This window comes from Dickeya chrysanthemi NCPPB 402 (assembly GCF_000406105.1).
Classification (GTDB): Bacteria; Pseudomonadota; Gammaproteobacteria; order Enterobacterales; family Enterobacteriaceae; genus Dickeya; species Dickeya chrysanthemi.
Genome location: NZ_CM001974.1, coordinates 224,757 through 251,204, shown reverse-complemented (window position 1 = coordinate 251,204; position 26,448 = coordinate 224,757). Strand labels below are relative to the sequence as shown.

Below are 26,448 nucleotides of genomic sequence, written 5' to 3'. Positions count from 1 at the left end.
ACGCTGACATGATTCCTCCGTTCAAACCATTATTGGCCGGTGTCGCACTGGTGATGTCCCTCAGTGTGCTGGCGCAGACCAGCGATAAAATCGTCATTGCCCACCGGGGCGCCAGCGGCTACCTGCCGGAGCATACTCTGCCGGCCAAAGCGATGGCGTATGCGCAAGGCGCAGACTATCTGGAACAAGATCTGGTGATGACCAAAGACAACGCGCTGGTGGTGCTGCACGATCACTACCTTGACCGCGTGACCGACGTCGCCAGCCGCTTTCCCGGCCGGGCGCGCGCCGACGGCCGTTACTACGCCATCGACTTTACGCTGGCGGAAATCCGTTCGCTTAACTTCACCGAAGGGTTTGACCTGAAAGACGGCAAGCCGGTACAGAGCTACCCGAACCGCTTCCCGATGGGCAAATCAGACTTCCGCGTTCACACCTTTCAGGATGAAATCGAGTTTATTCAGGGGCTGAACCACTCAACCGGCAAAAACATCGGTATCTACCCGGAAATCAAGGCACCGTGGTTCCATCGTCAGGAAGGCAAAGATATTTCCCGCGCGGTGCTGGAGGTACTGAAACAGTACGGCTACCGCCAAAAAAGCGATCGGGTTTATCTGCAATGTTTTGACGCCAACGAGCTACAGCGCATCAAAACCGAACTGGAACCCGCGTTGGGGATGAACCTGAAACTGGTGCAACTGATCGCCGAAACCCGTTGGCAGGAAACGCAACAGCAACAGCCGGACGGACGCTGGGTCAACTATGACTACGACTGGATGCTCAAACCGGGCGCGATGCAGAAAATCGCCCGCTACGCCGACGGCGTCGGCCCCGATTATCACATGCTGCTCAGCGGCGAAGCGGGCAAAATCGCCATCAGCTCGCTGGTAAAAGAGGCGCACGCCAGCGGCATGGTGGTGCATCCTTACACCGTACGCGCCGATCGGCTGCCGAAGTACGTCAGCGACGTCAACGCGCTTTATGCCTTGCTCTACCGGCAAGCCGATGTGGACGGCCTGTTCACGGATTTCCCCGACAAGGCCGTCGCGTTCCTGCATTCAACGCAGGATTCCCAGCCGTCTCAGAAATAAAGACGACGCAGGTATTTTGGCACCGCGTGTTCGATGTTGGTGCCAATCACCTCGTTGTTCGGCAGCATGTCTTTCAGTCGCTGGTGGGCATTGCTCATGATGCAGCCCTTGCCCGCCATCGACAGCATTTCATAGTCGTTCATGCCGTCGCCGAAGGCGATGCAATCTTTGATGGTGTGACCGAGGATTTTCGCCACCTGTTCCAGTGCGTGGCCTTTAGATACGCCGCCCGCCATCACTTCCAGACAGCTCAGGGTGGAGAAACTGACGTTCACCCGATCACCCCAGCGCGCGTTCAGCGCTTCTTCCAGCGGCAGCAGTTTGTCGTGATCCTCACAGGTGAAAAACACCTTGCCGACGCCGTCCGTACCCAGCGTTTCCGGGTCGAACAGCTTGTAGCGGAACACCGTCTCGGTAAAAAAGCGCTCTTCCTCAGGACGAGAGCGGCACAGAAACCACTCATCGTCGCGATAAACGTGAGTCATGATTTCCGGATGGTGATAGACCATACCATATAGTTCCTGGGCGATGTCGCGGTCCAGATTGTGACTGAAAATCAGCTCGCCGTCGGTGTTATGCACCCGTGCGCCGTTCGAGGTAATCATATAAGCGCTGATCGCCAGATTATCGCGAATCTGTGCCACATCCATATGGTGGCGACCGGTGGCAAACACAAAATGAATGCCCTGTTCCGTCATCAGGCGCAGGGTTTCTTTAGCATAGGGTGACAGGGTGTGATCAGGCGACAACAGTGTGCCGTCCAGATCGGAAGCAACAATCGGGTACATACGTTGAAATTCAACCTCCGCTGGTGCCGGGCGGTATGACCGCTCAGACGTATTAATGATAATCGTTGAAATGTTGCAAAATTCGCCCGAAGGCGTCGGCCCGCATCGCATCCTTTTCCGACAGAATATCGTGACGGGCACCGCGAACGACGTAAGGTCGGCCATCCGCACACGGGTGACCGGCTGCCGCCAGCGCCCGACAGAAGGCGTCCTGGCTGCGGTTATCCACCACCCGTTCTTCTTCCGCCTGCAACAGCAGCAACGGCGTGGTGATCTCCGCCGCCTGTGGTAACAGTTGCGTTTCCACCAGCAAGGCTTCCCGCACCCAGTGATAAGTCGGGCCGCCGATACGCAAATCCGGGTCGTCGGCATAAAAACGCACATGGCGACGGTAGCGCGCATGGCTGTGGGTCAGCACATTGGCCATAAACGGCAGCGGACGCCACGGGCTGGTGCCGATGGCATAATAGTCCCGTATCGCCGGGTGGCGCTCGGCCCAGTCCAAAATGCGCCAGGCCAGCCAGCGCGGCATCGGCAGCAGGATGCCGCACATCGGCGCGCACAGCGCCACCGCATCGAACGCTTGTGGCTGACGCGCCAGAAACTGCGCCAGAATCGCACCGCCCATTGAATGCGCCAGCGCGAACCGTTTTGTATAGTGCCCCTTTGTATAGTGCCCCGGCGCCACCTGTTGCTGCCACAGCGTCGCCACATCGTCCACATAATCGCTAAAGCGCTTAACATGCCCGCGATAACGGTCTTTCAGCAACCGGCCGGAACGCCCCTGACCACGGTGGTCCATCATCAACACGTCGTAACCGCACTGGAACAGGTCGTAGGCTACCTCGGCGTATTTTACGTAGCTGTCGGTACGGCCGGGCAATACCACCACCAGATGCTGGTGCAACGGCGAGGTAAAACGAACGAAACGGATAGGCACGTCATCCACGCCGATGAACATCCCTTCCTGACGCTGTCGCCAGAAATCCAGCAGCGGCCCGGTAACAAATGCGGCGTACTGCCACTCTCTGGTCAGCAGGCATTCCGGATACGGATTCATCAGGCTCTCCCGAGGTCAATCATGCTGAGCAGTTTGATTTTTGTGAGCGGTAGCACAAAGACAGGCATTGGCGTATTGTGGCATAAAAAACCGCAATCAGGGAGCGCAGCCATGACCCAGGACTGGTGGTTAACCTACCTTGTCACCACATTAATTTTGAGCCTGTCGCCCGGCTCCGGCGCCATCAACACCATGAGCACCAGCATCAGCCACGGTTACCGCGGCGCGGTAGCCTCCATCGCCGGGCTGCAACTGGGTTTGGCTATCCACATCGTGCTGGTGGGTATCGGCCTGGGGGCGTTGTTATCTCAGTCGGTGCTGGCGTTTGACATGCTGAAATGGTTCGGCGCCGCTTACCTGATCTGGTTGGGTATTCAACAATGGCGCAGCGCCGGCTCGCTGGACTTGCAGACGCTGGCCAACAGTATGCCGCGCCGCCGTCTGTTCAAACGGGCGATTCTGGTTAACCTGACCAACCCGAAAAGCATCGTGTTTCTGGCGGCGCTGTTTCCGCAGTTTATTATCCCGCATCAGCCCCAGGCGATGCAGTATCTGGTGCTGGGCGTCACTACCGTGGTGGTCGACATCATCGTGATGATCGGCTATGCCACGCTGGCGCGGCGCATCGCGCTGTGGCTGAAAGGCCCACGTCAGCTCAAACAACTGAATCGGACCTTCGGGTCGCTGTTCATGCTGGTCGGCGCACTGCTGGCGACGGCACGCAAAGCCTGATTTGGGTTTTATCGACTCGTCGCTGCATGGGCGACGAGCATCTTCCCGCCAGAGCCAATCAACGCGAAATAATCAGGTGGATACCAAAGCCGGTAAACAGTGCGCCCGCCAAACCATCCACCCATTTCGCCAGCCGTTGATAACCGCGACGCATCACCGGCAGGGCGAACACCAGCGCTACCAGACTGAACCACAGCAAGGTTTCCAGAGAAATCAGGGCGAACAGCCCCCAGCGCGCCGCCGTACCCACGTCATCGCCGACAAACAGCGAGAACACGCTGCCGAAATAGATCAAGGCTTTAGGGTTAGACAAGTTGGTTAACAATCCGCGCATAAAGGTCTTACCCCGTTGCGGCAATGCCACCTCGACGGTGCCATCCTCCTGATGCGCGCGCTGACGCAACGCCGAGCGCAGCAATTGCCAGCCCATCCAGCACAGATACAAGCCACCACCGACGGTAACAATGCGGTGCAGCCACGCCATACGCTCCAGTAACAAATGCAACCCCAGCAAGGCGATAGCGGCCCAGACCAGCACACCCAACGTGATCCCCAGCACTCCTGCCAGCGCTTCGCGGCGGGAACGGCTAATCGCCGTTTGGGAAACAAAAAAGAAATCCGGACCCGGGCTCATCAGCGCAATCAAATGCACCAGCGCCACCGTGAGAAACAGCATCACCATGTTTATTCCTTTTTTTACGTGCCATAAAAGGCGCAGACCCCGGCTAACAGACTGAGCACGCCTCAGTCATCAGTCATCGCCGTTATCCAGATGATCACGGATCAACGTCATAAACGGGGCGCCAAATCGCTCCAGTTTCCGCTGGCCAACGCCATTGACCGCCAGCAGTTCACTGGCGGTGACCGGCAACAACTCGGCCATTTCCAACAGCGTGGCATCGCTGAACACCACGTACGGCGGAATATTGTCTTCATCCGCAATGGATTTACGCAGTTTGCGCAGTTTGGCAAACAGTTTGCGGTCGTAATTGCCGCCGTAGCTTTTCTGGCTGGCGCGCGGTTTGCTCAGGCTGATGACGCGCGGCACCGCCAGTTGCAGCGGCACTTCGCCACGCAGCACCGGCCGCGCCGACTCGGTCAGTTGCAGCGCGGAATGGTGGGCGATGTTCTGCGCCAGCAGCCCGAGGTGGATCAATTGACGCAAAATGCTGACCCACTGTTCCTGCGTTTTATCCTTACCCAGTCCATACACCGGCAGTTTATCGTGACCGAATTCGCGGATGCGCTGATTATTAGCGCCGCGCAGCACTTCAGCGATATAGCCGATGCCGAATCGTTGCCCGACGCGGTAGACGCAGGACAACGCTTTCTGCGCGTCTACCAGTCCGTCGTAGCGCCGGGGCGGGTCGAGACAGACATCGCAGTTGCCGCAGGCTTGCTGGCGGTTTTCGCCAAAATAGTTGAGCAACACCAGACGGCGGCAGGTCTGTGCTTCGGCAAACGCCCCCATCGCATTCAGTTTGTGCCGTTCGATATCCAACTGCATACCGGCCGGTTTTTCTTCCAGACAACGGCGCAACCAGGCCATATCCGCCGGGTCGTAGAACAGCGCGGCTTCGGCGGGCAGGCCGTCACGCCCGGCGCGGCCGGTTTCCTGATAGTAGGATTCGATATTACGCGGGATATCGAAATGCACCACGAAACGCACGTTAGGCTTGTTGATGCCCATGCCGAACGCCACGGTGGCGACCACCACCTGCAGGTCGTCGCGCAAAAACGCTTCCTGCACCTGGGCGCGGCGGTCGTTCTCCAGCCCGGCATGATAGGCGCCGACGCTCAAACCACGATTCTGCAACCGGGCGCACAGGTCTTCCACCTTGGCCCGGCTGTTGCAATACACGATGCCGCTCTTGCCGCGCTGTCCTTGTATAAACAACCACAGTTGATCGAGCGGTTTGAATTTTTCCACCAGCGTATAACGGATATTCGGGCGGTCGAAACTGCTGATATTGGTAAGCGGGTCGCGCAAATCCAGTAGCCGGGCGATATCCTGGCGGGTAGTGTCATCAGCAGTGGCGGTCAGCGCCACAATCGGCAGCGCGGGAAATTGCTGCTTAATCTGCCCCAGCGCGCGGTATTCCGGGCGAAAATCGTGTCCCCACTGGGAAATACAGTGTGCTTCATCGATGGCGATAAGCGCCGTATTCCAGTGCGCCAGTTGATCGAGAAACCCCTCGGTGGTGAGCCGTTCCGGCGCGATATACAGCAACTTCAGCTCGCCGCGACGGCAAGCGCTGAACACCGCCTGTTGCTGCTCACGGCTCTGGGTGGAATTGAGACAAGCCGCCGCCACACCGTAAGCCTGTAGCTGATCGACCTGATCCTTCATCAGGGAAATCAGCGGCGATACCACCAGCGTCAGCCCATCCAGCACCAACGCCGGGATCTGATAGCACAGCGATTTCCCCCCGCCGGTCGGCATGATCACCAGGCAGTCACGCCCGCTGACGGCGGCATTGATGATAGCCTGCTGGCCAGGTCGAAATTGCTGGTAGCCGAAGGTTTCGCGCAGCACCTGCATCGCCAGCATCTCTTTACTCAATACGTCCGCATTCAATACGTCTGCCGTAGACACGCCTTCACCGTTATTCACTGCCCTGAAAAAGTTAGTTACTGCTTTTGAAAACACAAACAGGCGCTATTTTCAGCGCCGTTCGTCAAAACTGCAACGTCTGTTGCCGGGTTTTCTGCGGCGGCATGCAATCACCCCGGCATCATGATGAAATGGCTAAAACATATCATTGAGCGTCACGCCAATACCGTAGCGGGTTTGGCGGTGGTTGTAGTCAATCAACGACTCGCCGTAGCCGCTGAATACCTTGGTATAGAAACGAACATGATCGGTGATCGGATAACTCCATCCCAGCTCGCCGCCGCCGTAGCCGCTGTTCCAGTTATAACGGCCTTCGGCACTGAAAATGCTGTCTCCCCAGTGGTAGCCGACCCGTACCCGATAGTGCCCCATGTAGCGGATGATATCCGGGTTATCATCTTCACTGTCGCTCAGGCGAACCCAGGGTTTCACCTCCACCTGCCAGTTACCGTTCTGCGCCATCAGGCGGGCATAAGCCCGATTCCAACTGCGCGACGTCGGGTCGGCACGTCCGTTAGATTGATGATTGAACCCCAACTCCACGTCGCGCAACGTCCAGCCGGCAAAGCGGTAGTCGGTCGCCCAGCCAAGGAACAACTGCGGTTCGTAGTTGGTTTCACGAAACGGGGTCGACTCACTTTTGTTGGACATCTGCCACCAGGAACGCTGGGTATAAGACGCCCCCAACAGCGAATTTTCTCCGGCAATACCGCGCCACAACGGGAAACCCAGGCTTATCTGAAAGTTCACTTCGTCTTTGCGGGCATGTTCGGCCCAACTGTAGCTCTGGATCGCCTGTTTATTGATATTGCTGGTGTAGGTGTAAAGCAGGTAGTTACTTTCATAAGGGTAAAGCATGAACGGCGTATCATGCTTTTGCAGCAGCCCGGCGATAATACTGCCCGGTACGGCAGGCGCATCATGAATTTCCTGAACACGGGCTTCCTGCGCCTGCGCTGTCGCCGTCAGCATCAGCGCAAGCACCATCCCACCTGATTTATACATGTGCGTCGTCTCCCAAAGGATCATGATAGTAATGTGGCTCGGATAACAAACTGAAATCAAAGTGGACAGTGTACACAGCTTGCCCATTTTTCACAGTTTTCCAGTCCTTATCACGCCCCTCAGTAGCGGGAAACCATAACGGCGCCTAAAATAATAATTCATCAACCAAAAATAACAATTCATTAACCTAAAAAAACATATAAATTAACCACCTCACCCGACCGGCGTGATTAAGGACTTACACATGCTTACTACACCGCTCACTCAGGACACGGTACGTCAGCGTGTCAGCGATATTTTCATTTATCAGATGCCGTTTAATCAGGAACTGGGGCTCACACTGGAGACATTCTCGCCGGATGCAGTCACGCTGCATTTCCGCCACCAACACAAACTGGTTGGGAACGCATTGCAACAGATTCTGCACGGCGGGGTGATCGCCGCTGGTCTGGATGTGGCGGCAGGGCTGGTATGTGTGGGCAGTGCGCTGCTGCGTCACACCACGCTGAGCGAACAGGAATTACAACACCGGCTATCGCGTATGGGCACCATCGATCTGCGGGTGGATTATCTACGGCCGGGCCGCGGCGAACATTTTATTCTGACCAGCCAGCTATTACGCAGCGGCAATAAAATCGCCGTGGCACGCGCTGAATTACACAATGAGAAACAGTCGCATATCGCCAGCGCCATCGCCACTTACATCGTTGGCTGAACGTATCTGAACGACGCGTTAGTCGGCGTGTCGTAACAAGACACCTGCGTTGTGGTCCGGTACACTGGATTTTTCATCTGCGGGTTATTGGTTCCTTATCAATGAGTATGCCACAACACCGTCAGGGGGTTTTGTTCGCCCTCGGTGCCTATATCCTCTGGGGGATTGCCCCAATCTATTTCAAACAGCTTGGGCAGGTGCCGGCTGATGAAATTCTCAGCCACCGGATCATCTGGTCGTTTCTTTTTATGTTGTTGCTGCTGAGCCTGTGCCGTAAATGGGGCGTGGTGCGCAACGCCTGTCGGCGGCCGCGCCAGTTATTGCTGCTGGCGATCACCGCCACCCTGGTGGCCTGCAACTGGCTGATTTATATCTGGGCGGTCAACCATAACCATATGCTGGAAGCCAGTCTGGGCTATTTCATTAACCCGCTGGTCAGTGTGCTGCTGGGGATGCTATTTCTTGGGGAACGCTTTCGACCGACGCAATGGCTGGCGATGCTGCTGGCGGTGTGCGGCGTACTGGTGCAGTTGTGGACGCTCGGCTCACTGCCGGTGATTGCACTCACGTTGGCCTTCAGCTTCGGCATTTACGGTTTGCTGCGTAAAAAGATCGCCATCGACGGCCAGACCGGCATGTTGTTCGAAACCCTGTGGTTGCTGCCTGCGGCGCTGGTATATCTGGAATGGCTGGCCGATTCGCCGACCAGTCACCTTAGCCAAAATCCGTTATCGCTCAATCTGCTGCTGATAGCGGCCGGCATCGTCACCACCGTGCCGCTGCTGCTGTTTACCGCCGCGGCCGTCCGCCTGCGCTTATCGACATTGGGCTTCTTTCAGTATCTGGCGCCGACGCTCACCTTCCTGTTGGCGGTGCTGGTCTACGGCGAAACCATCACGCCGGACCGACTGGTCACCTTTGCCTTCATCTGGCTGGCGCTCGGCGTATTCACGCTCGACGCGCTCTATATGCAGCGACGGTTACGCCGTGCCGGCCACAGCATGACGCGAGATGTAACGTGACAACATCGGGCTGAAAATCAGGGTAGAGAACAGGCGCATCGTCTGCATGGCGATGACGAACGCGATATCTACCCGGCTGCCGGCGGCGATAATCGCGATGGAGTCCAGCCCGCCGGGGCTGGTCGCCAGATACGCCGTCAGTATATCCACCGAGAGCAGATGCGTTAGCATCAGCGCCATCCCGCCGCACAGCAGCATCAACGTGACGATCGACATCATCATTTTCGGCAGGGTGCGCAACGCCAGCAAAAATACCGGCCGGGTAAACGCCAGCCCAACGCTCCAGCCAATCAACGCATAGGCCAGCGCCAGCAACCACTCCGGCGTTTGCAATGCCAGCGTGCCGGTTGAATGCAACATAGCGCCGATGATCATCGGCCCCAGCAATTGTCCGGAAGGAATACGCAACCGCCGACCGATCCACGCGCCGCTAAACGCGACGACCAGCGTGGCCGGGAAACGCCAGTCCAGCTCGGGGAACCAGACCAGTAAGGCGCTGTTGGCTTGCGCATCTTGCCCAAGACTGGCGCGGGCGACAAACGCCGCCGCCGCGGTCACCATCAGCACCCGCAAATACTGCATGAACGCCACCAGCCGGACATCGGCGCCGAAATCACCCGCCATCGCCACCATGGCGGAGGCCCCTCCGGGAGAAGCCCCCCAGGTGCCGGTAGTACCCGGCAGCTCGCTGTAGCGCATCAGCAACCAGCCGGATAACCCGCTGGCAACCAGCGTCGACAGCAAGATAAATAAAACCAGCGGCCACTCTTTCACCAACGGCGTCAAAATAGACAGGGAGAGACTTTGCGCCACCAGACAACCCAGCACGGCGTTACTGGCGTAAAACAACGGGCGGGGAATACGAATAGTCGCGCCATTCAGGCCCATGGTCACCCCTACCAACATCGGCCCCAGCAGCAGGGCTGCCGGCACATGGTAAATCTGCAAACCAAACCCCAATACCAACGAAACCGCCAGCAGCATGAACCATTGTGTCGACGCGGGAAACCTCTCCATGCACAGCACCTATTACAACATCAAAGCTAGAGAAGCAATTCTACCCCGGAAGCCCGTCAGGCGGACATCTATCGATGCTAAATCTGTCCGTTGTCAAACACTGTCGGGGGGAAGAGGACGGTCAGAGACTCGTCAGCCTTATGATCAACGAGTCATCCGTCAGAGAAAGGGCGGTATTACAGCCAGTTACGGCGTTTGAAATACAGATACGGCGCCAGACCGGCCAGCAACATCAGCACCAGCGCGCCAGGATAGCCGTACGTCCACTTCAGTTCCGGCATGAATTCGAAGTTCATACCATAGCTGGATGCCACCAGCGTCGGCGGCAGGAATACCACCGAAACCACCGAGAAGATTTTGATGATGCGGTTCTGCTCGATATTGATAAACCCCATCGCCGCCTGCATCAGGAAGTTAACCTTCTGAAACAGCGATTCGTTATGCGGCAGCAGCGATTCGATATCGCGCAGGATCTCGCGCGCCTGTTCCAGTTGACCGCTCGGCAAGCGGGCCCGACGCACCAGGAAGTTGAGCGCACGCTGGGTATCCATCAGACACAAGCGCACTTTCCAGCCCACGTCCTCCAGCTCCGCCAGCGTCGACAGTGCATCGTCATACTCATCGCCCTGACGGCCATCCATGATCACCCGGCTCAGGGACTCCAGATCGCTGTAGATATTTTCGATTTCGTCCGCCAGCTGTTCAATCTTGGTTTCAAACAGGTCGAGCAGCAGTTCGTAGGCGTTGCCGTCTACCAGCGTCTGAGCACGTGCGCGCATACGATAGAGGCGGAAAGCCGGTAGTTCGCGCTCACGCAACGTGTACAGACGGCCATCGCGGATAGTGAACGCCACTGTAGAGTTACCGGCATGGTCGTCCGCGTCTTCGAAAAAGAAAAATGAGTGAATATGCAACCCGTCTTCATCTTCGAAAAAACGGGCCGATGCCTCGATGTCTTCCAGTTCCGGTCGGGTCGCCAGGCTTTGTCCCAGCTGATTCTGCACGAATTCTCGCTCTTCGACGTCCGGCTCGACCAAATCCACCCATAATGAGGTGGTCAGATCGTCGCTTTCATCCAGTTCCAGGCGAGTTAAACGGCAGTTATCGAGTTTGAATGCGCTCAGCATAGGCCATGCTCCCAAAATGTAACAAAGAGGGACAAAACGCGATTGAAACACAGAAACAGGGTGAGGAAACGTCACCATCAGGTTTCAGGCCGTGAGACGGTGCTGACTCGATGCGACAAAACGATATCGCTGATCACCTCAAAGGCTATCAGCGCAGGGAAGATAGCCTTAGAAGTTATACCTAATCAGTAGGTTATTGAGCCAGTATCGACTGGGTGTGTCCAAGGCGTGGGTCCTCCGGGAATAATGATGGGCGCATGTTACGCCGAGATGAAAAAGGCTGTCAACAGACAAACAGATGATTAGTCTGTGTCCAACCCTCACATCCGATGAGCGGCGGCGGAACGATACATCATGGCGATACCTCGCAGGACAGACACAGACTAGACCGCCTCCAGACGGGCGTAAGCCGCCACCAGCCATTTGATACCCTGACCGACAAACGCCACCTGAATACGGCAGTGTTCGCCGCTGCCTTCCACGTTAACGATGGTACCTTCGCCGAACTTGGCGTGGCGCACCCGTTGCCCCAGCTTATACCCGGTGTCGCTCTGGCTGATTGGCGTCCCCAGGCGCTGATGATTGACCGGACGCGAGACGCTGGCGCGCAACCGCACCTCTTCCACACATTCGACCGGCAGTTCGCCGATGAAGCGTGACGGACGGTGGTAAGTCTCTTTACCGTATAACCGGCGGCTTTCGGCGTAAGTCAGTGTCAGTTTCTGCATCGCCCGCGTCACGCCGACATAGGCCAGCCGACGCTCCTCTTCCAGACGGCCGCCTTCATCCAACGACATCTGGCTGGGGAACATCCCCTCTTCCATACCGACGACGAACACCTGCGGGAATTCCAGCCCTTTGGCGGAGTGCAGCGTCATCAGTTGCACCGCGTCCTGATAGGCGTCCGCCTGCCCTTCGCCGGCTTCCAGCGCGGCGTGAGACAAAAACGCCTGCAACGGCAGCAAATCCTGATCTTCATCCTGATAACTGAACTGGCGGGTCGCCGTCACCAGTTCCTCCAGGTTTTCCACCCGAGCCTGGCCCTTTTCACCTTTCTCCTGCTCGTACATGCTCCACAACCCGGAATCACGAATCACCCGGTCGGTTTGCACATGCAGCGGTAAATCGGCGGTATCGCTGGCGAGCGCATCCACCAGTTCCAGAAAGCGCTGTAATGCCGCGGCGGCGCGCCCGGCCAATACTTTTTCCTGCAACAACGCGCGCGTCGCCTGCCATAACGTCAACTGGCGGTCGCGGGCCGTCTGGCGTACCACGTCCAGGGTGCGATCGCCGATGCCGCGCGTCGGGGTATTCACCACACGCTCAAAGGCCGCATCGTCGTTGCGGTTGGTCAGCAAACGCAGATAAGACAGCGCGTCCTTGATTTCCTGCCGTTCGAAAAAGCGCATACCGCCATAAATCCGGTACGGCAGACTTTGCTGCAACAACGCCTCTTCCAGTACGCGTGACTGGGCGTTGCTGCGATACAAAATAGCGCATTCGCTGAGCGCCCCGCCCGCCTCCTGCCACACCTTGATGCGGTTGACCACAAACCGCGCTTCGTCCAGTTCGTTAAACGCGCAGTAGAGCGAAATCGGCTCGCCCTCAATGCCGTCGGTCCACAGGTTTTTACCCAGTCGATCGCCGTTGTGGGCAATCAACGCGTTGGCGGCATTGAGAATATTGGCGGTGGAACGGTAATTTTGCTCCAGACGGATGGTCGTCACGTCATTGAAATCGCGCAGGAAATGCTGAATATTCTCCACCTGCGCTCCGCGCCAGCCGTAGATCGACTGGTCGTCGTCGCCGACGATCATCACTTTGGCGCTGTCGCCGGCCAGCAGGCGAATCCAGGCATACTGAATGCGGTTGGTATCCTGAAACTCATCCACCAGAATGTTGTTAAAGCGGTCGCGATAATGCTGGAGAATATGCGGTTTGTTGAGCCACAGCTCATGGGCGCGCAGCAGCAGTTCGGCAAAATCCACCAACCCGGCGCGATCGCAGGCTTCCTGATAAGCCTGATAGATACGCAACCAGGTCTGCTCCACCGGGTTGCCGTAGCTGTCGATATGTTGCGGGCGCAATCCTTCGTCTTTTTTGCCGTTGATGTACCACATCGCCTGACGGGGCGGCCATTGTTTCTCATCCAGATTCAGTGCTTTAATCAGGCGCTTGAGCAACCGCAGTTGATCTTCGCTGTCCAGAATCTGGAAATCCTGCGGTAAACCGGCATCCAGATGGTGCGCACGCAGCAAACGATGCGCCAGCCCGTGGAAGGTGCCGATCCACATCCCGCCCTGACTGGTGCCGAGTAGCTGATCGATACGGTGGCGCATTTCCGCCGCCGCTTTGTTGGTAAAAGTCACCGCCATGATCGAATAAGGCGAGCAGTTCTCCACCGTCAGCAACCAGGCGATACGGTGCACCAGAACGCGGGTTTTGCCACTGCCTGCGCCAGCCAGTACCAGCATATTGCTGCGCGCCGCCGCCACGGCGTCACGCTGTTTATCATTCAGACTGTCGAGCAGGTCAGAAACGTCCATAGGCGTCGGTTATCCGTCAAAAGGGAACCCAGCCTCCGGATCGGAGACAAATTCCACTGATCATATATACAGTAAAAGTAGCAGGATTATAGCAATGTGGTTAGCGATGCCAAACTGAAAATTTCCACATGCGGCAGCAGTCGGGAATCGTGAATCTGCATCAGGTTGCCGTCACGCAGGTTAATCCAGCAGGATTGCACGCCGCTGCGGATAGCTCCTGCCACGTCGGTGGTTAGATCATCCCCCACATGCAGCAGGTTGTGCAACGGTAAATTCAGCCGCCCGGCGGCGAGCTGGTACATATCATGGGACGGTTTGGAGCGGCCATCCGGGCCGGCGCGCAGAATAAACTGAAAATAATCGCCAAGACCGCAAGCATGGGGATCGGCATTACCGTTGGTGATCGCCACCAGCGGCCAACGTTGTCCTAATGCACGTAATGTGTCGTGGGTTTCCTGCGGCACCATGATGTCGCTGCGCCAGCGGGCAAACTCCGCCATCACCGCATCTGCGCCTGCCGCCGCTTCATTGGGAGACAGACCAACCCGGGTCATCGCCAGATGTACCGAGCGCCAGCGCCAGTGTGTGACATCGTGATAAATCTCCGGCTCCTGCACCAATAGCTCCTGCCGTAACTGCCGCAAGCCTTCGCTGGTGAATGTCTGTAAACCAGGATGGTAGTGCTGCAAGAACCGCAACGACTCCTGCTCCGTACGCCGGATAACCTCACAGTTGTCGTACAGGGTATCGTCCAAATCGAAGGTGATGGCCTCAATCCGGCCAAGCGGGCGATAAAAATACATCAGGATTTACCTCGTTTGGCGCGTGGGTGCGCGGCATCGTACACCGATGCCAGATGTTGAAAGTCCAGATGGGTATAGATCTGGGTGGTGGAGAGGTTAGCATGACCCAACAACTCCTGCACGGCGCGCAAATCGCCGCTGGACTCCAGCATGTGCGTAGCAAACGAATGCCGCAACTTATGCGGATTTACGTGGCTGTTCACGCCTTGTTTGACGCCCCATTCGGCAAAACGCTTTTGCACGTTACGCATTGAAATACGCTTGCCAAGACTGGAGATAAACACAGCATCATCCTCTGGCGCATAAATCTCGCGAATCGCCAGCCAATGCGTCAGCCAGGTCACTGCCATCGCACCGACAGGCAACCTGCGCTCTTTACTGCCTTTCCCCATCACCCACACTTCGCCGCTTGCCAGATTGATGTGCCCGCAGTCCAGCCCGACCAGCTCCGCCAGACGCAGCCCGGCGCCGTACATCACCTCCAGCATGGCGCGGTCACGCACCGCCAGCGGATCGTTAAGATCGATATCCAGCAGGCGGTCTATTTCATCCACATCCATGTTTTTGGGCAGATGCCGCCCGGCTTTCGGCGCGGGTACACCGCGGGCAGGGTTGGCCTTGAGCTCGCCACGGCCGACCAGCCAGTCAAGAAAGCTGCGTAACGCAGACAAACGTTGCGCCAGACTGGCCGCGTTCAGGCCATCGCGCTTGCTGCGCGCGACCACCGCCCGCACGCCGGCCGCATCCAACGCCTGCCACTCAGCAATGCCGGATGCCGACAGCATCTCGATAATAACCTGTAACTGATGGGCGTAGCTGCGTTGCGTCAGTGGGCTCAGTTGCCGTTCAACCCGCAGATAACGCAGAAAGGCTTCGGCCGGCGCCGACAGGGGGGAATCGGGGTTCATAGGCATTCAATCCATCGCTCCAGCAACACCGGCACGACCGTCGCCAGATGTTGCAGCAGCTCAGTGCCCATGCCGTCCTGATAATGGTGGCTATCGCGGCTGCTGAAAATCAACAACCCCAAATCGCCGTGTTTTCCCATCAGCGATAGCGCCACCGAACCGACATGACGCGCCTGAGGCAGCAGCAGCAACAGCTCCGGGCCGTTCAGCGTGCCAAGATAATGCTGTCGTTCGCCCAGTCGCTGAATGCGCAACGGCTCGAACAGCGTCCGGTTGAGCGACAGATGGGTGAAATCGGAAGGCGCACCGATACGCCAGCGGTCGGTAAACAGGCGGATAGCCGCACCCGCAAGCCCTAATTGACGTGCCCAACGGTGCAGCCTGTCGAGCAGTTCCTGCAACGAATCGGCGGTGGAAAGCGCCATTTGCAACTGCAGCAGTTGACTGAACAGTGCTTCGTTGCGGGTCGCTTGCTCCATCAGCAGGGCGATTTCTTCTTCCAGAAACTGAATGCGGTTACGCTGACGGGCGAGCTGCCACTCCACCAGCGACACGCTGCCACGCACCGGATGAGGGATATGCAAAGTCTCAACCTGGTGGGCATGGCGAATGAAAAAGTCAGGGTGCTGGCGCAGATGCTGCAACACCAGTTCGTCAGTCAGCGCCTGACGTTCAGCCTGCTCTTCCACATTTTTCATAGATGAATGAATCCATCATAAACATGGGTCGCCGGGCCGGTCATAAACAGTGGCTGGCCGGGGCCGTCCCAATGAATGTCCAGTTCGCCGCCCGGCAATTGCACTTTGACATCCGCCGCCAGCAACCCTTGCTGGATCCCTACCGCGACCGCAGCGCAAGCGCCGCTGCCACAGGCTTGCGTTTCGCCCGCGCCACGTTCGAACACACGCAGCCGGATAAGATGGGGATTGACCACCTGCATAAACCCCACGTTGGCACGCTCCGGAAAACGCTCATGGTTTTCCAGCAACGGCCCTAATTCTTCCACCGGCGCGCTATCGACATTCTCCACCTGAAGCACGCAGTGCGGGTTACCCATCGACACCACGCCGCACAATACCGTGCGTTCAGCGGCACGCAGAATATAGGTTTTTTCCGGCTTCACGGCGCGAAACGGCACCTGCTGAGGCTCAAAATTGGGCTCGCCCATATTGACCCGCACCAGTTCATCTTCCGTTACCGACAGCACCATCCGGCCGTTATGCGTACTGACATTAATCTCACGCTTGCTGGTCAACCCTTTCAGGCGGACAAAACGCGCAAAGCAGCGCGCGCCATTGCCACACTGCGCCACTTCGCTGCCGTCGGCATTGAAGATCCGGTAGTGAAAATCCAGTTCGGGATCGTAAGGCGGCTCGACGATCAACAGTTGATCAAACCCCACCCCACAATGCCGATCCGACAAGCGGCGGATCAGTTCCGGTGAAAAATAGATATTCTGCGTCACAGCATCGACAACCATAAAATCATTGCCCAGACCGTGCATTTTAGAGAACTGCATTTCCTGACCCCGCTGCGTTAAACGGGCGCGCCAGTGATTCTGTCGCAGCCCGCGAGATTACCCTCAGTCATCCTATGTATCACGGCGGCTTACTGCCGTGCGGATGATGCTTGCGGAGCCTGGGTGTTTTGCTGCTGCGTTTTTTTAGCCGGAACCGGCTGCTCCGGCGGAAAATAGAGCGGACCTTTTAAACCACAACCAGCCAGCGACAGCACCAGTAGTGCCAGTGCGCCCTGACGAAAAAGAGTTTTCATTTCGTTAAAACCTGTCATTCGGATACCTATGCTCTCTATAATCGCAGGTGGATCATGAAAATCAATAGGAATCGAATATGAACGATAGCGAGTTTCATCAATTGGCCGACGCGCTGATGCTAAAGATAGAAGAAACGCTGGACCAGTTTGATGGCGATGCGGATATCGACTACGAAACCAACGGCGGCGTGATGACACTGAGTTTTGAAAACGGCAGCAAGATCGTAATCAATCGGCAGGAACCGATGCATCAGGTCTGGCTGGCGACCAAAAGCGGCGGCTACCACTTCGACTATCAGAACGGCTGCTGGATTTGCGACCGAAGCGGCAGTGATTTCATGACTCTGCTGGCGCAGGCTTGCTCGGAACAAAGTGGCGAAGAGATTCATTTCGACTAAAACAGATTGGGGCGCGCCGCGCGCCCCAACTTCATGCATCCCGGATTTCCGGCCCTGAATCAGAGCATCTGCAAACGTTGGTTCAATACCAGACTCGTCTTGTCCTCAGACGAGGGGGTGACGCACAGATGAGACAGCGCGCTGCTGCGGAACGGGATCACCTGCGTGCGGCCGTCCAATTGAACGATCTGATAGAACTGCGGCAGGTTGAAATTGATAAAGCTGGAACCGTAGGTAAAGCGATCATGCGATGAGGAGTAGAAGCGGCTGACATCGCGCACCAGCTCTTCTTTGCTGCCTTCGCAGTGGTGATAAACTTCCACCCGGTTCGACTCATCCAGAATATAGATATTGAACCCCTGATTATCCGGCTGATCTTCAAAGAAGAACTGGATAATACCTTCACTGGCGACGCCATCCACCACCGGCGGCAGGTGAATATGGTTGGTTTCCACCTGAACCGGCAGCCCTTGCAACTTGTTATTGGAAATCGCGCCGTAGAACTCCACCGCATTTTCCAGTTTCTGCGCCGAGACGCTCAAACGCTCGAAGAACAATCCCCAGGTCTCACCCGCGACCTTCACTGCCTTAAAGCGGCCGGGCTCATGACGGGTACTGGACAGACGCAACTCAATGCATTCAGACACCAATTGCTGCACACGGGTCCGGATCAAACCGCGCAAATGCTGGCTATAACAGAACACTTCCAGCGACTCCGGCAAGGCGGCATCCTGATGCATTTTGCCAAGAATGGTTTTCAGCGCTTCCAACATCGCCTGCTCGCTGCTGAAATGCAGAGTACGCACCTCATTCCACGAATTGCGGTACAGCAAATCAATACTGCCGACCAGACATTGCTGTTGCTGGCCGAAGCTAAAGACATCCAACTGGCGGAAATCAAAATGCACCACCTGATTGCGGAATGTCGCCGTCGGGTCATGCTCCAGATTAACGATAATCGCCAGATGGCGAATCTCACACGGGCTGTACAACGCTTTCGGCGTGGGTGCCGCTACACGCAGCGGGAAGTGGCTGGACACATCCAACACCAGTTCCTGCAACCGGGTGATATCGCACAGCTCATGGCCTTTGATATGCAAGCGGGTGGCAGAGGTCAGCAGGCCATTAAAATACGCCCAGGCCACCAGCTTGTTGAGATAGCGGTTATATTCCAGCGGCTGATGACTGATGATGGCGTCCATCGACGGCGCCTGATTGTACAGATACCAGCCGGAACGATTAGCGCGCCCCGCAGGCACATAAATAAAGGTCAGATTCGGTTCCGACAGGTCGGGGGAAATCTGCGGGTTCACCAGCGTCACCTTGCCCGGCAACGCCTCGAAGGCGGCATACAGTTTGCGGGTCAGTACCCCGATATCCTGTGGACTGGCGCTAACGCTCAGATTATTGCGGCGGGCAAAGCGGATCAGGTTGCGATAGCTTTGCATCATCGCATCCAGCAGCTCGTTGTGCGCCTCGCGCACCTGCCCGATTTTCCAGTTGGCGCGGTTATCCAGCATCACCAGCCGTTCGTCGCTCCATCCCCAGGACTGTACCAACTGCGTCAGGATCTGGCGACGCCAGGCGGTACACGCGCGCTCGCGGGAGAGTTTTTCACAGACTTTGAGGTAGAAACAGCGCCGCACCAGATCCAGTCGGGTCGGGTCATTAATCGCATTCAGATACTGGGTGACGCGCTCCAACATCATGCAGTAGGGATCCAACCCGAACGAGACAATTTCGCCGTTGTGCAAACGCGCTTTGATCTCGCTCGACAACAACCGGGTATTAGGATATTCCCAGGAGTAGGCTTCCAGCAGCAGGGTTTTCAACACCGCTTTATAAGGGGAGTCAATGCTCTTATACAACTGCCACAAGCTGGCGCCAAAGTATTCTTCCGCCGACAGCGCGCTCAGCCCGCCCAAATCCAGCCATTCATTCGGCGCCAATGCGCCGCGGGCGTACAGAGAAAGCACGAATTCATCATAGTGCTCTTCTTCTTCCACCGGCACCATATTCCATAAAATGCGCTTGCCTGCCATGCGCACCGCGGTGCGGTAAAACTCGTCCAACAACAGGATATGCTGGGTGGAACCGCAATCTTCACCACCGAGGCTACCGCTCTCGTTATGGCGGAAGCGGTTTTCATCCATCAGGAAAAAGCTGACGTCGACGCCCTGGCCGGCCGCCCATTTTTCCAACAGCGAGCATTTTTGCTGTAGACGCTGGCGCTCTTCGCTATCCAGCCAGGATTGGTGGCAAACCCAAATGTCGAGATCGGAACTGCAACTCTGACCGATGGACGAGGTGCTGCCCATGGAATAGACGCCGGTGATCGGCAATTCGCCTTTGCGATCCGGCACAGACAACTCGCCCCAGCGCAATTCCACGCTATCGAGGTAGTGTTGCTGTTTTTCATCCGCGGAGAAAAGACAAATGCCGTGCGGAACCTTGCCTTCCAGATAGCCAGGCATCAGCGGATGATGATGATGTAATAAAACTGGCAAAAGACTGTAAACCTGCTGAAAAGCGGGTTTCATTGCTTCCAGAGCACGATCCACACGCAATTGGTTGATCGCATCCAGCCTTTGCTTCAGTGTCTCGATGTAGAAGTACAAGACGTTTCGCCTGCTTATCCCAGTGCCTATAAAGAAACCGTTGTTTTCCAGCCTGCCCAAGATAGATATTGGAAGAATGGCGAGCAGTTTATTGCTGGAAACGTGATCAATTTAACACCTTGCCGAAAGGGCGTAAAGAAACTAAAGAAAGTCGGATTTGTTTATTGATGCTTCAGCATTGAACATATTATCGCCGCTTTTGCGACTTCCGGCTATCCCTGCACAAGGTTTTGTCGTCTCACGCGCCCATCACCACCACGGCCGGGCAACTGACACCGGCTCGCCTTCAATGGTACGATGGAAAAAAAGGATCAATACGGTATCAAGCATGGTAGACACTATTCTAAGAATCGCCACCCGACAGAGCCCGCTGGCATTATGGCAGGCTCACTTTGTGAAGCAGCGTCTGGAAGACTGCCACCCCGGTTTACAAGTCGAACTGGTGCCAATGGTCACCCGTGGCGATGTATTGCTGGATACACCGCTGGCCAAAGTCGGTGGAAAAGGATTGTTCGTCAAAGAATTAGAGCTGGCGCTACTGGAAAACCGGGCCGATATCGCAGTGCATTCCATGAAAGATGTACCGGTCGAATTTCCTGAGGGGCTGGGGCTGGTCACCATCTGTGAGCGTGACGATCCGCGCGACGCCTTTGTCTCCAACCACTACGCTACGCTTGACGATCTGCCCGAAGGCGCTTGCGTAGGGACCTCCAGCTTGCGTCGCCAATGCCAGTTGCGCGCCTACCGGCCGGACCTGGTCGTGCGCGATCTGCGCGGTAACGTCGGTACCCGCTTATCCAAACTGGATAACGGCGACTACGATGCAATTATTCTGGCGGTTGCGGGGCTAAAACGCCTCGGTCTGGCACATCGTATCCGTACCGCGCTCAGCCCGGAACAATCGCTGCCGGCGGTCGGTCAGGGCGCGGTTGGCGTGGAGTGCCGGCTGGATGATGCTCGTACCCGCGCACTACTGGCACCGCTCAATCATGAAGATACCGCAACGCGGGTGCTGGCCGAGCGGGCGATGAATACCCGGCTCGAAGGCGGTTGCCAGGTTCCTATCGGCAGTTACGCCGAACTGCAGGATGAGACGTTATATCTGCGGGCGTTGGTGGGCGCACCGGATGGCAGCCGCATTATTTATGCCGAACGCCGCGGCTCGCGTCAGGATGCAGAAACACTTGGCATCGCCCTGGCGGACGAACTACTCGAACGCGGCGCGCGTGATATTCTGCAATCGGTTTACGGAGGAGCCTCGTCATGACGATTCTGGTTACCCGTCCCTCTCCTGCGGGTGAGCAGCTGGTAGCCCGTCTCAGAATGGCAGGCCTGCCGGCCTACCACAGTCCGTTAATCGAATTTTCTCCGGGCGACGAATTGGCGCAATTGCCTGCCATGTTACAGGCGCTACGCCCCGGTGATTTAGTCTTCGCCTTATCGCAACAAGTCGTGGAATATGCCGATCCGGCGCTGTCTCGCGCTGGAATGCGCTGGCCGGAGTCACTCACCTACTTTGCGGTAGGGCGCTCTACCGGGCTGGCTTTGCATACCGTCAGCGGTTTGCCGGTACACTACCCGCCGGAACGCGCGACCAGCGAAACATTATTGCAGTCCCAGGAGTTACAACAGGTAACGGGTAAGCAGGCGTTGCTGCTGCGCGGTAATGGCGGGCGGGAACTGCTCGGCGAAACCTTGCAGCAACGCGGCGCGCAGGTGCGCTACTGCGAATGTTATCAGCGTAACCCGGTGGTCTACGACGGCGCGGAACAATGCCAGCGCTGGCAACGCCTCGGTATCGATACGCTGGTAATCACCAGCGGAGAAATGCTGCAACAGTTTTATACTTTGGTGCCTGATTATTATCGCACGACCTGGCTGACGGGTTGTCGGGTCGTGGTGGTTAGCGAACGCCTGGCCGGCGTGGCCCGCGAGTTAGGCTGGCGCGATGTTCTGATCGCCGATAACGCGGACAACGATGCGCTGATGCGCGCGCTACAGTGATGTCGCTCATGCGGTTACGCGGCTTCGTTATGCGACTAAATCAGACCCTGGATTACTTACCATTACCCTGATCATAGGATGTACTCATATGACGGAACACATTACCTCCTCAACGCCTCCCGAAGAGGTGGTTGAACGGGCTGAATCCTCCTCACCGCAAAAACAGCCGCCTGTTTCCAGGGCGCCGCGACACGGTCTGGTCGTGGGCGCCATCGCTATCGTGGTTTCGCTGGCGCTGAGCGGCGGCGTGTATTATTACGCCCACCAGCAAATGGCCCGCCAGAATGCCGTGCTAAACCAATTACAGGAACAGCTCGCGGCATTGCAAAAACAACAATCACAAGCGCAACAGCAATGGCAGCAAACGCTGGATCAGCAGGCTAAAACCTTGAGTGCCGACGGGCAACGTCTGGCCGCCTTGACTCGGCAGGCCGGGGAAATGCAGGAAAAACTGGCGACCCTCGCCAACAACGACTCAAAAACCTGGTTGCTGGCGCAAGCTGATTTTCTGGTGAAACAGGCAGGTCGAAAATTATGGAGTGACAAAGACGTCACCACCGCCGGTGCCTTGCTCAAAAGCGCCGACGCCAGTCTGGCCGACATGAATGACCCGAGCCTCCTCGACGTACGACGAGCCATCACCCACGACATCGGTATGTTGGCGGGCGTCAGCCAGGTTGACTTCGACGGCATCATTCTCAAAGTGAATCAACTGGCTGATCAGGTAGACAATCTGCGGCTGGCCGATACCGACGCCGATGAAGCGCCGATGGAAGAAAGCGACTCTACATTATCGGCTTCGCTGAGCGAGTGGCGGCAAAATCTGAGCAAGAGCTGGCACAATTTCCTGTCGGATTTCATCACTATTCATCGCCGTGACGACAGCGCCGAACCGCTGCTGGCGCCGAATCAGGATGTCTATCTACGTGAAAACATCCGCTCTCGCTTGTTGGTCGCGGCACAAGCGGTGCCGCGCCATCAAAACGAGACCTACCGCCAGTCGTTGGAAACCGCCGCAACCTGGGTACGCGCCTACTTTGACGAAAGCGATCCAACCACCAAAGCGTTTTTGGATCAATTAGATACATTGAGCCAACAATCGGTGGCGATGGATGTGCCGAGCGAACTACAAAGCCAGCCGTTACTGGATAAACTGATGCAAACCCGGGTTCGCAACCTGTTGGCGCAGCCATCCGCCTCCGCCACATCACAGGAGGGCTGAGTATGCTGAAGGTACTTCTGTTATTTGTGGTACTGATCGCCGGTATTATCGTGGGCCCCATGCTGGCCGGTCATCAGGGTTACGTGTTGATCCAAACCGACAGTTACAACATTGAAACCAGCGTCACCGGGTTAGTGATCATGCTGGTACTGTTCATGCTGGCTTTTCTGGCGGTGGAATGGGTAGTGCGCCGGGTACTGCGTACCGGTGTACGTACTCGCGGCTGGTTCATCGGACGTAAACGCACCAGGGCGCGTCAACAGACTAAAGCCGCATTGTTGAAACTGACCGAAGGCGACTATCTGCAGGTAGAAAAATTGCTGACCCGCAATGCCGATCATGCCGAGCAGCCGGTCGTGAACTATCTGCTGGCGGCGGAAGCGGCCCAGCAACGCGGCGACGAATTCCGTACCCGGCAATATCTGGAACGGGCGGCGGAAATCGCCGACAGCAACCAGTTACCGGTGGATATCACCCGCGTACGCATCCAACTGGCACGTAACGAAGATCATGCTGCCCGCCACGGCATAGATCGTTTGCTGGAAGTGGCACCGCGCCACCCGGAGGTGCTGCGTCTGGCGGAACAGTCGTTTCTGCGCACCCACGCCTACAGCGCGTTGCTGGATATTCTGCCGGCGATGCGTAAAACCCGCTTGCATGATGAGCCGTATCTGGACGAACTGCAGCAGCGAGCCACTATCGGCCTGATGGATCAAGCGATGTCGGAAGGCGGCAGCGAAGGGCTGAAGCAATGGTGGAAAAACCAACCGCGCAAAGCGCGTCAGGCGCTACCGATGCAGGTGGCGATGGCCGAGCGGCTGATCGTGTGTGATGACCACACGACGGCGCAAGACATCATTGTCGATGGGCTAAAGCAGCAGTTTGACCATCGGCTGGTACAGTTGATTCCCCGGCTGAATGCCGGCCAGCCTGAACCGCTGGAAAAACTGTTGCGCCAACGCCTGAAGCAGCACCATAACGATGCGCTGTTACACAGTACGCTGGGGCAATTGCTGATGAAACATGGAGAGTGGCAACAAGCCAGCGATGCATTCTCCGCCGCGCTGGCGCTACGGCCGGATGCCTATGACTACGCCTGGTGCGCTGATGCCTTCGACCGGCTAAAGCGCCCCGAAGACGCCGCCCGCATGCGGCGTGACGGCTTGTTGTTGACGCTACAGACATCCCACGACGCCTGATCGACCCAAACCGGCGCCATCGCGCCGGTTCTCACTTTCATTTCTCAGATAACACCATGATTTCACTAAATAATGGCGAAAAAAAACGCTTGCCGACCAGCGACAAGCGTGTAATAAAGTTCAGGTCTGAAAGACAACTTTAAGGTGCCCCACTCAACGTTGCGTCCAACCGCAATGAAACAACACTTCATCAATAACCGAACGCCAGGCACCGTAAATGGCTCTGCGTCATTCCCAGGTTTATGAAGCCGAAGCAAACATAGAAGGTGGAATGAGCATCTACCCCCGCAATAATGCATTAATAGTGCCAACTTTAAATAAAAGTCAGATAAAAAAATCTATTCATTGATAAATAAAGAATTAATGATGACTTGGCGTTGACTACCGGTACATCCTACTTGCTGAGAAACCAGGTGCGCTCTTGTTTACACTGTCGCTAATCAGAGACATTTCCGGTGATGCTATTTATATTTATTAAAATTCAATGGGTTATATGTCTCTCATCAGCGACAACAAACCCCGACACTGTCGTCAAAAAACTACAGTCCATGTTTACCCGAGCCAGAGACAACACGGCCACGGATAACCGTGGCCGTCGTCGTCAATCATGGTATGGCTGGCAATCAGGCCGTCTGCGACAGTTGCTCCAGGCTTTGCTTCGCCAGTTGATACAGATAATGCGCTGTCGGGAACAGCGCCTTGTCATCCACGCGGAATTTGGGGTGATGCAGCGCGTACGGGCCGCCGGAACCCACCATCATAAAGGTGCCCGGCAGCTTTTGCTGGTAGAACGCAAAGTCTTCGCCGATCGGGCTGGCGTCAACGCGGCGCGCCTCAAACCCTTCGGCATCCGCCACCTGCAACGCAAAATCCACCCAGTGCGGCGTGTTCACTACCGACGGCGGCCCTGCGTGCCAGATAAATTCGATTTCCGCGCCGAAAGTGCTGGCGATACCGGCGACAATCTGGCGGAAACGCTGTTCGATCAAATCGCGCACCTCCTGACTGAACGTACGCACAGTGCCTTCCACATAGGCGGTGTCCGGAATCACATTCCAGGTGCTGCCGCTGTGTACCTGAGTTATCGACACCACTGCGTTGTTGTCTGACGGCACAGTGCGGCTGATGATAGTCTGCACCGCGGAAATCAGTTGTCCCAGAATAATGATCGGATCGTTGCCTTCATGCGGTTTAGCGGCGTGGCATCCTTTGGCGGCAATCTTGATTTCGAAACGGTCCACCCCGGCGGTCAGTGCGCCGTCTTTACCGCCAATCACGCCGACCGGTAACGTTGGGTCGTTATGAATGCCGAAAATGGCGGTCGCACCGTCCAACGCGCCGACGGCAATCACTTCCGGCGCGCCCAATCCGGTTTCTTCCGCCGCCTGAAACAGAATGCGCACAGTACCTTTCAGTTCCGGCTCGATGCGTTTAAGCAAAATCGCCGCGCCCAGCGCCGCCGATGAGTGAAAATCGTGTCCACAGGCATGCATCACGCCGGCATTCTTCGAACTGAATTCGACGTCGGACTCTTCTTCAATCGGCAGTGCATCAATATCGGAACGTACCACCACCAACGGGCCATCCTGCAAGCCGCCGACTTCCGCGACCAGACCGGTTTTCAGCGGTAGATCAAGGATGCGGATGCCTTCTTTTTCCAGTACGGCGCGAATTTTTCGCGTGGTTTCAAACTCCTGATTGGACAATTCCGGATGCTGATGCAAGTCGTGCCGAAACGCCTGAATAAACTGCGCCAACGGCGCATGCTGAGCATACTCTTTCATGTAGGGTCACTCCTCTTCTTCT

Annotated in this window: 24 protein-coding genes; 9 read left to right on the top strand and 15 right to left on the bottom strand. The window is 56.6% G+C overall.

Annotation, left to right across the window (positions count from 1 at the left end; translation table 11 throughout):
* Positions 1–8 precede the first annotated feature (8 nt).
* Positions 9–1,091 carry a glycerophosphodiester phosphodiesterase gene (glpQ, locus tag DCH402_RS01245; RefSeq protein ID WP_039999171.1) on the top strand — a complete coding sequence of 361 codons (1,083 nt, stop codon included), beginning with the start codon at positions 9–11 and terminating at the stop codon, positions 1,089–1,091.
* On the opposite strand, the gene yigL is transcribed toward glpQ, so the two are convergent.
* Together yigL and pldB are read right to left on the bottom strand one after the other, a co-directional pair.
* Positions 1,082–1,879: a sugar/pyridoxal phosphate phosphatase YigL gene (yigL, locus tag DCH402_RS01240; protein WP_039999170.1), complete on the bottom strand. Its 798-nt coding sequence runs from the start codon at positions 1,877–1,879 to the stop codon at positions 1,082–1,084. The two genes, glpQ and yigL, sit on opposite strands and share 10 nt — an antisense overlap.
* A gap of 52 nt (positions 1,880–1,931) precedes the next feature.
* Positions 1,932–2,939, bottom strand: a complete 1,008-nt coding sequence (gene pldB / locus DCH402_RS01235; RefSeq protein WP_039999169.1) for a lysophospholipase L2 — start codon at positions 2,937–2,939, stop codon at positions 1,932–1,934.
* A 111-nt stretch (positions 2,940–3,050) separates the two neighbouring features.
* Here pldB and rhtB point away from each other — a divergent pair, with 111 nt between their 5' ends.
* Positions 3,051–3,671 (top strand): homoserine/homoserine lactone efflux protein, encoded by a 621-nt coding sequence (gene rhtB / locus DCH402_RS01230; protein WP_027710667.1) that lies wholly within the window; start codon positions 3,051–3,053, stop codon positions 3,669–3,671.
* A 58-nt stretch (positions 3,672–3,729) separates the two neighbouring features.
* Here rhtB and rhtC read toward each other — a convergent pair whose 3' ends face one another.
* From rhtC to pldA, 3 genes are all read right to left on the bottom strand, one after another.
* Positions 3,730–4,353 carry a threonine export protein RhtC gene (gene rhtC, locus DCH402_RS01225; protein WP_039999167.1) on the bottom strand — a complete coding sequence of 208 codons (624 nt, stop codon included), beginning with the start codon at positions 4,351–4,353 and terminating at the stop codon, positions 3,730–3,732.
* 69 nt (positions 4,354–4,422) lie between these two features.
* Positions 4,423–6,267, bottom strand: a complete 1,845-nt coding sequence (recQ, locus tag DCH402_RS01220) for an ATP-dependent DNA helicase RecQ (protein WP_040003279.1) — start codon at positions 6,265–6,267, stop codon at positions 4,423–4,425.
* A 153-nt stretch (positions 6,268–6,420) separates the two neighbouring features.
* Positions 6,421–7,290: a phospholipase A gene (gene pldA / locus DCH402_RS01215; RefSeq protein WP_039999165.1), complete on the bottom strand. Its 870-nt coding sequence runs from the start codon at positions 7,288–7,290 to the stop codon at positions 6,421–6,423.
* Positions 7,291–7,534: 244 nt separating this feature from the next.
* On the opposite strand from pldA, the gene DCH402_RS01210 reads away from it, so the two are divergent.
* The gene (locus DCH402_RS01210; protein WP_012767974.1) at positions 7,535–8,005 is read left to right on the top strand and encodes a thioesterase family protein; all 471 of its coding nucleotides are present in this window, start codon (positions 7,535–7,537) and stop codon (positions 8,003–8,005) included.
* 101 nt (positions 8,006–8,106) lie between these two features.
* Positions 8,107–9,027 carry an EamA family transporter RarD gene (gene rarD, locus DCH402_RS01205; RefSeq protein WP_039999164.1) on the top strand — a complete coding sequence of 307 codons (921 nt, stop codon included), beginning with the start codon at positions 8,107–8,109 and terminating at the stop codon, positions 9,025–9,027.
* Here rarD and DCH402_RS01200 read toward each other — a convergent pair.
* From DCH402_RS01200 to lptM, 8 genes are all read right to left on the bottom strand, one after another.
* Positions 8,986–10,044, bottom strand: a complete 1,059-nt coding sequence (locus DCH402_RS01200) for an AbrB family transcriptional regulator (protein ID WP_039999163.1) — start codon at positions 10,042–10,044, stop codon at positions 8,986–8,988. The genes rarD and DCH402_RS01200 overlap by 42 nt on opposite strands.
* 176 nt (positions 10,045–10,220) lie before the next feature.
* The gene (gene corA / locus DCH402_RS01195) at positions 10,221–11,171 is read right to left on the bottom strand and encodes a magnesium/cobalt transporter CorA (RefSeq protein WP_039999162.1); all 951 of its coding nucleotides are present in this window, start codon (positions 11,169–11,171) and stop codon (positions 10,221–10,223) included.
* Between the two features lie 383 nt (positions 11,172–11,554).
* A complete protein-coding gene (gene uvrD, locus DCH402_RS01190) occupies positions 11,555–13,717 on the bottom strand; it encodes a DNA helicase II (RefSeq protein WP_039999161.1) in 2,163 nt (720 codons plus the stop codon).
* An 86-nt stretch (positions 13,718–13,803) separates the two neighbouring features.
* The gene (gene yigB / locus DCH402_RS01185; protein WP_039999160.1) at positions 13,804–14,520 is read right to left on the bottom strand and encodes a 5-amino-6-(5-phospho-D-ribitylamino)uracil phosphatase YigB; all 717 of its coding nucleotides are present in this window, start codon (positions 14,518–14,520) and stop codon (positions 13,804–13,806) included.
* Complete coding sequence (xerC, locus tag DCH402_RS01180) at positions 14,520–15,428, bottom strand: tyrosine recombinase XerC (protein WP_039999159.1); 909 nt, start codon at positions 15,426–15,428, stop codon at positions 14,520–14,522. Before xerC ends, yigB begins: the two co-directional genes overlap by 1 nt.
* Positions 15,425–16,126: a DUF484 domain-containing protein gene (locus DCH402_RS01175; protein ID WP_039999158.1), complete on the bottom strand. Its 702-nt coding sequence runs from the start codon at positions 16,124–16,126 to the stop codon at positions 15,425–15,427. The genes xerC and DCH402_RS01175 overlap by 4 nt, the downstream gene beginning before the upstream one ends.
* On the bottom strand, positions 16,123–16,947 hold the full coding sequence (dapF, locus tag DCH402_RS01170; protein ID WP_039999157.1) for a diaminopimelate epimerase: 825 nt from the start codon (positions 16,945–16,947) through the stop codon (positions 16,123–16,125). Before dapF ends, DCH402_RS01175 begins: the two co-directional genes overlap by 4 nt.
* Before the next feature lie 89 nt (positions 16,948–17,036).
* Positions 17,037–17,201: an LPS translocon maturation chaperone LptM gene (gene lptM / locus DCH402_RS01165; RefSeq protein ID WP_193745562.1), complete on the bottom strand. Its 165-nt coding sequence runs from the start codon at positions 17,199–17,201 to the stop codon at positions 17,037–17,039.
* A gap of 77 nt (positions 17,202–17,278) precedes the next feature.
* On the opposite strand from lptM, the gene cyaY reads away from it, so the two are divergent.
* Entirely contained in the window at positions 17,279–17,599 is a 321-nt protein-coding gene (gene cyaY, locus DCH402_RS01160) for an iron donor protein CyaY (protein WP_039999156.1), read from the top strand.
* A 59-nt stretch (positions 17,600–17,658) separates the two neighbouring features.
* On the opposite strand, the gene DCH402_RS01155 is transcribed toward cyaY, so the two are convergent.
* Positions 17,659–20,217 carry a class I adenylate cyclase gene (locus DCH402_RS01155; RefSeq protein ID WP_039999155.1) on the bottom strand — a complete coding sequence of 853 codons (2,559 nt, stop codon included), beginning with the start codon at positions 20,215–20,217 and terminating at the stop codon, positions 17,659–17,661.
* 328 nt (positions 20,218–20,545) lie between these two features.
* Here DCH402_RS01155 and hemC point away from each other — a divergent pair, with 328 nt between their 5' ends.
* From hemC to hemY, 4 genes are all read left to right on the top strand, one after another.
* Positions 20,546–21,484, top strand: coding sequence for a hydroxymethylbilane synthase (gene hemC, locus DCH402_RS01150; RefSeq protein WP_027710655.1), 939 nt, complete (start codon positions 20,546–20,548; stop codon positions 21,482–21,484).
* Positions 21,481–22,221: a uroporphyrinogen-III synthase gene (hemD, locus tag DCH402_RS01145; protein ID WP_039999154.1), complete on the top strand. Its 741-nt coding sequence runs from the start codon at positions 21,481–21,483 to the stop codon at positions 22,219–22,221. The genes hemC and hemD overlap by 4 nt, the downstream gene beginning before the upstream one ends.
* A gap of 88 nt (positions 22,222–22,309) precedes the next feature.
* Positions 22,310–23,443: a uroporphyrinogen-III C-methyltransferase gene (gene hemX, locus DCH402_RS01140; protein WP_039999152.1), complete on the top strand. Its 1,134-nt coding sequence runs from the start codon at positions 22,310–22,312 to the stop codon at positions 23,441–23,443.
* A gap of 2 nt (positions 23,444–23,445) precedes the next feature.
* Positions 23,446–24,642 carry a protoheme IX biogenesis protein HemY gene (gene hemY, locus DCH402_RS01135; RefSeq protein WP_039999150.1) on the top strand — a complete coding sequence of 399 codons (1,197 nt, stop codon included), beginning with the start codon at positions 23,446–23,448 and terminating at the stop codon, positions 24,640–24,642.
* Positions 24,643–25,265: 623 nt separating this feature from the next.
* Here the strand turns inward: hemY and DCH402_RS01130 are convergent.
* Positions 25,266–26,426, bottom strand: coding sequence for a M20 peptidase aminoacylase family protein (locus DCH402_RS01130; RefSeq protein ID WP_039999148.1), 1,161 nt, complete (start codon positions 26,424–26,426; stop codon positions 25,266–25,268).
* Positions 26,427–26,448: the final 22 nt, after the last annotated feature.